We start from the raw sequence: 9,871 nt of genomic DNA, 5'->3' as shown, positions 1-9,871 counted from the left end.
AGCGCTGCGTGCTTCGCCTCGCGGTTGTCGAATTTGTTCTTGGTGAACACGGCTATCGAGGCAAGCAATGTGGCGCCGGCGACCGTCCAGCCGATGGGGCCGGCGAGGGCGAGCAAGGCAGTGTCGGCGGCGGAGGTACCGCCGCCGGCACTCCTTGCTCGCCCTCGCCGGCCCCATCGGCTGGACGGTCGCCGGCGCCACATTGCTTGCCTCGATAGCCGTGTTCACCAAGAACAAATTCGACAACCGCGAGGCGAAGCACGCAGCGCTGATCTCGGTGAAGAAGAACACCGCGCAGATCGAAGGCATAGACGCCCAGATCGGTGATCTCCTCGAACGAACCGCGGTCCTCCGGGACAAGCTCCTGCGAAGCTACAGCGCAGCACTCACGTGCTTCGGCGCTGATTTCCTCACATTGCCCGTGCCCCAGCAGTTCCAGCTCGTGGCGCTGGTGAACAACACGAAGGCCTGCGCAGCCCTGCTGACACAGCGCATCGAGGAGGGCACCGATGACGAATGAGGCAGGGAAGCTCGGAAAGAGCAATCAAGAACAGGCTGTCGCCGCCTGGGTGAACTACCTCAACCAGCTCCGGCTGGACAACCTCCTGAGCGCCCTTGACCTGCAGGACAAGAACCTGACGGAGGCGCTTTCCAGCGTCGACGAAGCGATCCGAAAGATCGACCTCGAGGTGGTCACCACCAACCGCGGCGGAGTGAAAGGCATGCACGGCTTCATCGCCGAGGTCGCAGAAGTGGGCATCGGTAACGCTCGACGCCAGATCCACGGCGACAACCCGCACTACCAATGGATTAACAACAACAGCCCCGTCGACCTGATGCGCAGCGGCGTAGCAATTCAGCAGAGATTCGTCGCCGCCGGCGGCAGATTCGGTCTCGGTGCGATCGCCGACCACCTTCAGAAGTATCCCGACTTCGTCGAGAACGGCGGGAAATACCAGATCCCCCGCGATCACTTCGAGGTCATCCAGAAACTGCACGCCATGCCACGCGAGGAAGCAAGCAAACTCCTGACGATCGGCGGCGACGGCCTGTCCCTCAAGGACTGGACGAAAGTCCACGCCTTCTTCGGGGAGGGATCTGTCGGCATCGAATCACTCGAGCCCTCACACCTGAAGTACTCCGAGGTTCAAAAGGGTGCCTACAGCGCGACTCTGCAGTCAGAGGCTGATTCCCTCCACTCGACCGACCAGTCCCTGCGGGACGACGCCTACCAACAAAGCAAGCCGACCCTGCGGCAGGGCGCGAAGGCCACACTTGCGGCCGCCGCCATCGAAGGCGGGACCGCACTCGCGCGGGCCGTGATCGCGAAACGCCGTGCAGGCAAGCAGCTCAAAGACTTCACACGCGACGATTGGACCGACATCGCGGGCGACGGAGGTCTCGGCACCGCCCAAGGCGGTGTCCGAGGACTCAGCATCTACTGGCTCACGAACTTCTCCGCCACCCCCGCAGCCGTCGCCAGCTCAATCGTCACCGCTGCTTTCGGCGTCGCGGAGCAGGCGAACAAACTCCGTGGCGGTGAGATCGAGGAGGTGACGTTCATCGAGAACTCGGAGCTCGTCTGTCTGGAGACTGCCGTCAGCGCCCTGTCCTCGTTCGTCGGCCAGGCCATTATTCCAGTGCCGGTTCTCGGTGCCGTGATCGGCAATACTGTCGGCGTTGTCATGTACAAGGCTGTGTCGTCTTCGCTCTCCGAGCGTGAGGCGTTGCTGATCGAGCGTTATCTCGGCGAGCAGCGGGTTCTCGATGAGCAACTCGGCTCCGAGTACCAGGAGCTGATCGAGCAGCTCGATGCGAGCATGTCCGACTACCTCGGTGTGCTCGAACGGGCCTTCTCCCCTGACTTGGAGGTCGCTCTCCTCGGATCCATCGAGCTCGCGCTCGAGCTCGGGGTGGCTCCTGACGAGGTCTTGGATTCCGACGAAAAAGTCCTCGCCTACTTTCTCGACTAGCCCGATGCCCCTGAAACGTCAGCAATTCCGTGCCGTCCATTCCTAGAACTGACAGCCATACGTCGACGAGGCAAAAAAGCTGTAGCTCAGTTTCACCGGCAGAGACCGTCGCGTCAGCTCAGCGCAGAGTCGAGATCGATCGTCAGGGGCATCGGGGCCTCGATGACGCACCGCCCTCGACGAACGTGCTCGACGTATCCGTGCGGACTCAGATCCAGCGTTGTGAGCGTGGCAGCATCCGGATCGACAATCCAGTAATGGGGAATCCCCGCGTCGGCGTACTCGCTGCGTTTGGTCACCACATCAGTCCGACGAGACCCAGGCGAGATCACCTCGACGACCAACACGATATCTTCGGCGTGCAGCGCCTCAGGTGAGTCGATTGCGCACACCACCACGTCGGGTACCCTCACCGTCGCCGGCGTCACCGAATCGACGACAACCTCGATTTCCGGTAGCGCTTCGAGCCCATCAGGAAGCTGTTCACCGATCTGAGTGCAGAGCCGAAACAGTGTGCGGGCGTGCGTCTTCGGCGGCCGCGGTGACAAGATCGGCACGCCCTCTTGCATCTCGGCGTGATAGTCGTCCTCACCCAGCGCACGCCACTGCTCGACAGACAGCAGTTTGGGGTGCGCTCTGGCGGCGGTCACTCGTGCAGTCTAACCGCGGTCACTGCCGGCACCACCGACAATGGCCGTGGTGCGGTCCGACGCGATCGGTGCGGGTCTCATTCACGTCGTGCGCGGAGCGTCGAGACCGCCAGGCCCACACCGAACACTGCGGCACCGACCACCGCTCCCATCACCGGCAACAGCACCCCAGCATGCACGGTGTCGAACAACGGCGGACCGCCGTAGATGTCTCGACGCGCAACGCCAGTCGGCCCGAGGTCGTCGAAGGAGGGATCCGCGACCATCCTGACGCGGATCTCGGGAGGTTCGCTCCGAGCCCACCATGCGGTCCCCGCGCCGACGATGCTTCCCGCCACCAGTGGGGCCACCACAAGCGTCAGCCGACCGGTCCCTCGGCCGAGACAGAGCCGTCCGAGAATGACCGAGACGACGCAGCCGATCAGAAGTGCGGCGACTGGAGCGACGAAAGTGATCGGCCACCATGGCGGTCCCGACACATACTGCACGTAGTCGAACACGCGAAAATACCCGGTGTCGCCCGAATCCACAGGCGGTGGGGCATCGGCATCGAGCCAACTCCGCGTCACCCCGTACCGCCACCCGAACGCGACTGCCAGACCGGCAACGGCGGATGCGAACGCCGCCAAGACAATCCAGCGGGCCACCACAGGCTCGCGAATACTGTTCTCGGACATACAGACCGCGCTCTCCTTCGATGCTCCGAAAGGATCAGGCCAGTCGAGTCAAGTGCGAGGTGTCGTTGACCAATCGCACCGAGGCCCCACCGTCGGGGTAGAACTCTGCGATGCTCAGCGACGCGAGGTCGAGGTGCAGTCGATACAGCAGCGACGGGCCGACGTCGAGTGCGAGTTGCAGCAACATCTTGATCGGGGTCACGTGGGTGACCACCAGAACGGTCTTTCCGGCGTACTCGCTGAGCAACCGGTCCCGGGTTGCTTCGATGCGCGTGCGCACCGCGTCGAAGCTCTCCCCGTTCGGTGGTGCGACCGACGTCTTACCGAGCCAGTCCTGATGCTGCTCCGGGTATCGCTCTTTCGCCTCGCCGAACGTCAAGCCCTCCCAGTCGCCGAAGTCGGTTTCGATGAGGCGTCGACGGTGGTGACAGGCAATCCGAGGCGGCCGGCTGTCGCTGCGGCAGTCTGTTGTGCGCGCGCGAGCGGCGAGGCCACAATGGCGTCGATGTCGGTGCGTGAACCCAGAACCGTTGCGGCAGAATCAGCTTGATGTCGGCCGAGTTCGGTCAGATCCGGGTTGCCGCGGCCCGAGTATCGACGGTCGACCGACATAGGGGTCTGGCCGTGTCGCAGCAACAACAGGCGCGTCGGCTCCCCCATCGCACCGGTCCACCCCGGCGACGCGGGCTTCGTTGCGACCGACTCGGCGTCGGGCCGAGCCGATAGGTCCTTTCCCTCGGCCGCTGCGTCCATCGCCTCGTTGGCCAGCGCGTCGGCGTGTGAATTCTGCGAGCGCGGAATCCATTCGTAGGTGACGGAGTCGAAGCCGCGGGCCAGTTCGGCGGCTTTGCGCTGAAGCGGAATCATGTCCGGGTGCTTCACTTTCCAGCGCCCGGACATCTGTTCGACGACGAGTTTGGAGTCCATCCGGACGGCAACCTCACGAGCCCCGACATCGCGTGCCGCGCTCAGAGCCGCGATCAGGCCGTTGTACTCGGCGACATTGTTGGTAGCGACGCCCAGCGATGCCCGACGCTCGGCGAGAACCTGCGAACGATCGGCGCTGAACACCACCGCGCCGTAACCGGCCGGGCCGGGATTGCCACGCGATCCACCGTCGGCCTCGGCGACGACCCTCGATACCTGACTCAAATTCCGGATTCCTTGGTGCGCACCAGGATTGCGTTGCATTCGGAACAGCGAATGAGAGCATCCGCGGGCTTGTTGGCGATGCTTGCGATCTCGTTGCGATCGAGTTCGATGCGACACGCTCCGCATCGGCGAGCCTGCAGCAGTGCCGCACCGCGGCCGGTGAGCGCTCGCTGCTTCTCGTAGAGCGCAAGAAGGTCCGCGGGCAATCCCGAGACCAACGACTCGCGGCGCTCGGCGCTGCGCTTCTCGGCGACATCGAGGTCGGCGACGGCGTCGTCGCGGCGACGGCCGGCATCGACCAATTCGTCTTCGATCTGGGTAAGCTGCGCGCCGGCGTGCTCGTAGTCTCGCTCACTGGCCTCACGCTGCTCCATGACCTCGAGCAATTCCTCTTCGAGGATGCCCTGGCGACGCTCGAGGCTGCCGAGTTCGTGCTGCAGTTCGGTCATCTGCTTCGGCGCGATGGTGCCGCTCTCGAGCATCTTCTTGTCGCGAGCCTCGCGCTTCCGAACCGCGTCGACCTCACCCTCGAGCTTGCGGATGTCCCGATCGAGGTCGTCCATCGAGATCTGCACCGTAACCGCGGCGTCCTTGCGGGTGGTGCGCTCGGTCTCGAGCTTGTCCACCTCCTGCTGCTCGGGGAGGCTCTTGCGGCGGTGGGCGATCTGCGAGAGTTCGGTATCCACACCGGCCAATTCGAGCAGGGAGGCCTGGACTTTGGGATCGACGTTCACGCTTGATGACTCCTGCGACTATGGAAGTTGGTTCCGATCACCCTACCGGCTGCAGAACGGCGACAGCGCCGGATACAAGCCATCGGGGTCGTTTCGGCAGGCTCCACTCCTGCCCATCAAGGTCGTTTCTGCAGGCTCCACTCCTGCCCAGCCACCGGTCAGATGGTCCACGGGTCGGTGCGGACGTCGGTGACCCGGCTGCTCCACCCGTCGGTGTCGCCGAATGCGGCGTCGACGATGCCACGCGCCTGTTCGCACCACGGGAACTCCGAGGCCCAGTGCGCGGTGTCGATCACCGCGGGGCCGCCTGCGCGCAGGTGCTCGTCGACGGGGTGGTGCCGAAGGTCCGAAGTGACGTACACATCGGCGTCGGTGCGCGCCACCGTGGAAAGAAACGAGTCACCCGCTCCCCCACACATCGCAACCACCGAGACCGAGGCCTCGGGATTTCCGGCGGCGCGTACTCCCCAGCTGGTTGTCGGCAACGCGTCCCGAACGACGTCGGTGAATTCGGCGAGGGTCATCGGATTCGGCAGCTTTCCGATGCGGCCCAGCCCGGTGCACGACGGTAGAGCCGCGGATTCGAAGACGTCGAACGCGGGCTCCTCGTACGGGTGTGCCCGACGCATCGCCGAAAGCACCTGAGCACGTAGCCCTTTGGGGGCAACAATCTCGATGCGATCCTCCGCCTCGGTGTGTACCTCGCCCAGAACACCGAGCGTCGGGTGTGCGTTCGGGCCCGGACGGAATTGGCCGAGCCCCGCACTCTGCCAGCTCGCTTCGCTGTAGTCGCCGATCTGCCCGGCTCCGGCGTCGAACATGGCCTGTCGCACCGCGGCCGAGTCGGAGGTCGGCACGAAGACCACCCACTTGTCATGTGCGGGAGCAGGAATGGGATCGAGTGGCCGGGTGTCGATCACCCCGAGCGCGAACGCGAGTGCGTCGGAGACCCCGGGATCGGCGGAGTCGGCGTTGGTGTGGGCGGTGAACAGCGCGCAGTCGGCCTTGATCAGGCGGTGGATCACCGATCCCTTCGCGGTGTCGGCCGCGACGGTGTCCACGCCTTTGAGCAGCAAGGGATGGTGGGCGATTATGAGATCGGCACCCCGGGCGATGGCGTCGTCGACCACTGCATCGGTGACGTCGACGGTGTACACGACCTGCTGCACAACAGCTTCGGGATCTCCGCACACCAGGCCCACCGAGTCCCAGCTCTCCGCCAGACGGGGTGGGTACGCGTCGTCGAGTACCTCGATGACGTCTGCCAGTGTCACTGCCATGTTCGCTGCTCTCCTCACAGAACGGTGTTCAACGCGTCCACCAGTATGTCGACCTGCTGCGAGTCCCGTACTGCGACGCGCAGGTAGTGACGGTCGAGTCCCGGAAACGTGTCTGCGCGCCGCACCGCGATACCCATGGTGCGCAGGCGTTCTCGAACCAAATCGGCATCCTGGACGCGCACCAACAGAAACGGCCCCCGGGCCGGGCCTGCGACAAAGAGGCCAAGAGCCTCAAGTCGCGGGATCATCGCGATGCGTTCACAGTGGATGCGCTCGGACTCGGCGCGTGCCTGATCGACGGCGAACGGTTCGGTGCAGGCGCGGATCGCTTCGAGTTGCAGACTCCCCAGGGGCCAGTGCGCGCGGCCGTACTGCAGCCTCGCGAGGAAGTCGGGGTGCCCCAATGCGTATCCGCATCGCAACCCCGCCAGCGCCCACGTCTTCGTCAGGCTCCGCAGAACCAGAACGTCGTCCAGGCTCTGTGACGCGACGGATTCCCCCGCCCCGAGCACGCGTCGGCGAAGGCCTCGTCGATCACCAGTGTGCGGCCGGGTCGACGAAGTCTCAGGACCGTCTCGCGTGGGTGCAGAACCGATGTGGGGTTGGTCGGGTTGCCGAGGATCACCATGTCGGCGGCATCGGGCACGAGCGTCGGATCGAGTTCGAAGGGCGGCGGCAGGATCACTCGGTGCACCGGGATGCCCGCCTGCTCCAGCACCCAGTCGGGCTCGGTGAACGACGGGTGGATCGTCGCAACGAGCTGGGGCCCCAGCCGGGGCAGCATCGCGAAACCCTCGGCCCCGCCGCTGAGCAGCAACACCTCGTCCGGTGAACGGCCGTGGTGTGCGGCAACCTGCTCGCGCGCGGCCTTCTCCGCAGCCAGAGAAGGATACGAACCCAACGAACTCAGTGCCGCGGCCAGCCGATCGCGAAGCCATGCCGGCGGTCCGTCACCGCGCACGTTGACTGCGAAGTCGACGAATCCGGAATCGACCTCGACGTCCCCGTGGTGACGGAGTAGCGCATCGGGATCGGCAGCTGTGTCGGACATCGCGACGAGCGTAGCCGCGCCGTCGTCGAACAGCCCGCACCGATACGCTTCGACCATGTCTGTCGATGCTCCCGCGTCCGTTGTCCTGTTCGATCTCGATGGGACGTTGACCGATTCCGCACCGGGAATTCACGCTGGTTTTCGTCATGCATTGGCGTCGGTGGACGCCCCCGAGCCGACCGAGGAACAGCTCTCGATGGTCGTCGGACCACCCCTGATCGACACGTTGCGCGGCCTCGGCCTGGACGAGGATGCGGCGCAACGTGCGCTGGCGGCGTACTTCGAGCGCTACGACGAGCGGGGCTGGGCCGAGAACACCGCGTTCGACGGTATCGAGTCGGTGTTGACGCGATTGCAGGATCGCGGCGTCCGCCTCGGTGTGGCGACGTCCAAATCGGAGCGATTCGCCGTTCGGATTCTGGACCACTTCGGCCTCTCGCGGTACTTCGAGTTCATCGGCGGTGCCAGCAACGACGGTGCCCGGCGCGCGAAGTCCGATGTGATCGCGCATTCGCTGACCAACCTCGGCATCGACCCGGTGGAGTCCGTGGACGGCGGCACGGCCGGGGTAATCATGATCGGTGATCGTGACCACGACGTGCACGGTGCCGCTCGATTCGGCATTCCCACGGTGTACGTGGAGTGGGGCTACGGCGTCGACGGCGAGAGCGACGACGCCGCGTTCACCGCGTCGAGCATGGACGAACTGGCCACCGTGCTCGAGCAGAACACGGCGGCCGTGCTGTGAACGAGCCACTGCATGTGACGTTCGTGTGCACCGGCAACATCTGCCGATCGCCGATGGCCGAGAAGGTCTTCGCGGGGCATCTGCGCGACGCCGGTCTGGACGACGCGGTGTGTGTCTCGAGCGCCGGGACCGGCGGTTGGCACGTGGGCGACGGCGCAGATCCACGAACCGTCGCCGAGCTCGATGCCAACGGATACGACAGCGAGCACGCGGCAGCGCAGGTCGGACCGGATCATCTGGCAGCAGATCTGATCGTCGCGCTCGATACCGGCCATGCGCGCGCCCTACTGCAGCTCGGCGCTCCGGCAGATCGTGTCGCACTGCTGCGGTCGTTCGATCCCGATGCCGACGACTCGTCGGTGGCCGATCCGTACTACTCGTCCGATTCGGCGTTCACAGAGGTGCGCGAGCAGATCGAAAGTGCCGTTCCCGGCATGCTGGACTGGGCACGGTCTCGACTCTCTCGCTGACCCGGCTACCGTGGTGGAGTGCGAAAGTTAGCGTTCTTGCTGCGACCCAAATGGTTGGTGCTGGCTGCGGTAGTGCTGGCCTTTGCGTTCCTGTGCTTCAGCGTGCTCGCTCCGTGGCAGCTGGGGAAGAACACCTCGACGTCCGAGCGCAACGATCTGATCACCCGATCCGTCGACGCGGATCCGGTGCCGATCTCCGATGTTCTCACCGCAAACGGGTTTCCGGCCGAGGACGAGTGGCGTCGGGTCATCGCACCCGGGTCCTATGTCGCAGATTCCGACGTCCTGGTGCGGCTGCGCAGCATCCGTGATCAGCCCGCATACGAGGTCATCACCCCGTTCGTGATCGATGGCGGGCCCACCGTGCTCGTCAATCGCGGGTACGTGTTGCCGGTGGAGGGAACCAGAGCGCCCGAGTTCGAGGCGGCACCCGCCGGTGAAGTGACGCTGAACGCACGGCTACGCCAAGCCGAGGGCACCTCGCGCGAGCCCGTCGAGGACGACGGTCGGCTGCAGGTCTACAACATCAATCCGGAACAGATCGGCGCAGCGGTCGGAGTCGACGCCATCGACGGATACCTACAGCTCGACGACGAACAGCCGGGCGGTCTCGGCTTGATCGAACTGCCGCAGACCGACGCAGGCCCCTATCTGTCCTACGGTCTGCAGTGGCTGGCGTTCGGCATCATGGCACCGCTGGGCCTGGCGTATTTCGCTCGGGCGGAGATACGGGAACGCCGTAACTCGCGTGCCGAACTCGCCGACGCGACGGCCGGCGAGCCGGACGCCGAACCCGAGGCCGCTCCCGACGAGGAAGAAGAATTCACCCTGCCCACACGCCGCGAGAAGCGAGCCAGGGCGCGTGCGGCGTCACGCTCGACGACGCCGTCGGATCCCCGCTTGGCCGATCGCTACGGCAAGAATCGCTGACGCGAGAGCAGACAGTTCCTGTACTCGGCTCGACAGTACGACCGATCGATGAAGGTCGCGTGCAGTCGGCGAGTGGCCGTCACCGAGTGTCGGCCTGATCTCGACGCCGTGTCGGTACTGCGTTCTGCCGCCGAGCTGCAGCCCCAGTGCCCCGGCAGCCGACGCCTCCGCAACACCTGCGTTGGGGCTGGGGTGCTGCGCGGCGA

Annotated in this window: 10 protein-coding genes and 2 pseudogenes; 5 read left to right on the top strand and 7 right to left on the bottom strand. The window is 65.2% G+C overall.

Annotation, left to right across the window (positions count from 1 at the left end; translation table 11 throughout):
• Positions 1–154: 154 nt before the first annotated feature.
• Positions 155–520 carry a hypothetical protein gene (locus RHBS_RS18510; RefSeq protein WP_187298543.1) on the top strand — a complete coding sequence of 122 codons (366 nt, stop codon included), beginning with the start codon at positions 155–157 and terminating at the stop codon, positions 518–520.
• Positions 510–1,973, top strand: coding sequence for a hypothetical protein (locus RHBS_RS18505; protein WP_128646196.1), 1,464 nt, complete (start codon positions 510–512; stop codon positions 1,971–1,973). The genes RHBS_RS18510 and RHBS_RS18505 overlap by 11 nt, the downstream gene beginning before the upstream one ends.
• Before the next feature lie 113 nt (positions 1,974–2,086).
• Here RHBS_RS18505 and RHBS_RS18500 read toward each other — a convergent pair whose 3' ends face one another.
• The 6 genes and pseudogenes from RHBS_RS18500 to cobC all read right to left on the bottom strand — a co-directional run bounded on the left by RHBS_RS18500 (position 2,087) and on the right by cobC (position 7,517).
• Positions 2,087–2,623 carry a Uma2 family endonuclease gene (locus RHBS_RS18500; protein ID WP_121869560.1) on the bottom strand — a complete coding sequence of 179 codons (537 nt, stop codon included), beginning with the start codon at positions 2,621–2,623 and terminating at the stop codon, positions 2,087–2,089.
• A 77-nt stretch (positions 2,624–2,700) separates the two neighbouring features.
• On the bottom strand, positions 2,701–3,300 hold the full coding sequence (locus RHBS_RS18495; RefSeq protein WP_121869559.1) for a hypothetical protein: 600 nt from the start codon (positions 3,298–3,300) through the stop codon (positions 2,701–2,703).
• A 34-nt stretch (positions 3,301–3,334) separates the two neighbouring features.
• Positions 3,335–4,491: pseudogene (locus RHBS_RS18490) on the bottom strand (bifunctional RNase H/acid phosphatase).
• The gene (locus RHBS_RS18485) at positions 4,449–5,186 is read right to left on the bottom strand and encodes a zinc ribbon domain-containing protein (protein ID WP_128646195.1); all 738 of its coding nucleotides are present in this window, start codon (positions 5,184–5,186) and stop codon (positions 4,449–4,451) included. Before RHBS_RS18485 ends, RHBS_RS18490 begins: the two are co-directional and overlap by 43 nt.
• 158 nt (positions 5,187–5,344) lie before the next feature.
• A complete protein-coding gene (locus RHBS_RS18480) occupies positions 5,345–6,466 on the bottom strand; it encodes a Nif3-like dinuclear metal center hexameric protein (RefSeq protein ID WP_128646194.1) in 1,122 nt (373 codons plus the stop codon).
• Between the two features lie 14 nt (positions 6,467–6,480).
• Positions 6,481–7,517, bottom strand: a pseudogene (gene cobC, locus RHBS_RS18475) (Rv2231c family pyridoxal phosphate-dependent protein CobC).
• A 55-nt stretch (positions 7,518–7,572) separates the two neighbouring features.
• On the opposite strand from cobC, the gene RHBS_RS18470 reads away from it, so the two are divergent.
• The 3 genes from RHBS_RS18470 to RHBS_RS18460 are packed head-to-tail and all read left to right on the top strand — an operon-like array spanning position 7,573 to position 9,665.
• Entirely contained in the window at positions 7,573–8,265 is a 693-nt protein-coding gene (locus RHBS_RS18470; protein WP_121869556.1) for an HAD-IA family hydrolase, read from the top strand.
• The gene (locus RHBS_RS18465; RefSeq protein WP_183130127.1) at positions 8,262–8,735 is read left to right on the top strand and encodes a low molecular weight protein-tyrosine-phosphatase; all 474 of its coding nucleotides are present in this window, start codon (positions 8,262–8,264) and stop codon (positions 8,733–8,735) included. The genes RHBS_RS18470 and RHBS_RS18465 overlap by 4 nt, the downstream gene beginning before the upstream one ends.
• A gap of 18 nt (positions 8,736–8,753) precedes the next feature.
• A complete protein-coding gene (locus RHBS_RS18460; protein ID WP_128646193.1) occupies positions 8,754–9,665 on the top strand; it encodes an SURF1 family protein in 912 nt (303 codons plus the stop codon).
• Here RHBS_RS18460 and RHBS_RS18455 read toward each other — a convergent pair.
• On the bottom strand, positions 9,606–9,871 hold a 266-nt coding region (locus tag RHBS_RS18455; protein ID WP_187298542.1), incomplete at its 5' end, for a cobalamin biosynthesis protein. The two genes, RHBS_RS18460 and RHBS_RS18455, sit on opposite strands and share 60 nt — an antisense overlap.

The organism is Rhodococcus sp. BS-15, from assembly GCF_000813105.1.
Lineage (GTDB): Bacteria > Actinomycetota > Actinomycetes > Mycobacteriales > Mycobacteriaceae > Rhodococcoides.
The sequence above is the reverse complement of the archived record's forward strand: the minus strand, read 5'-3'. Positions and strand labels throughout refer to the sequence as shown.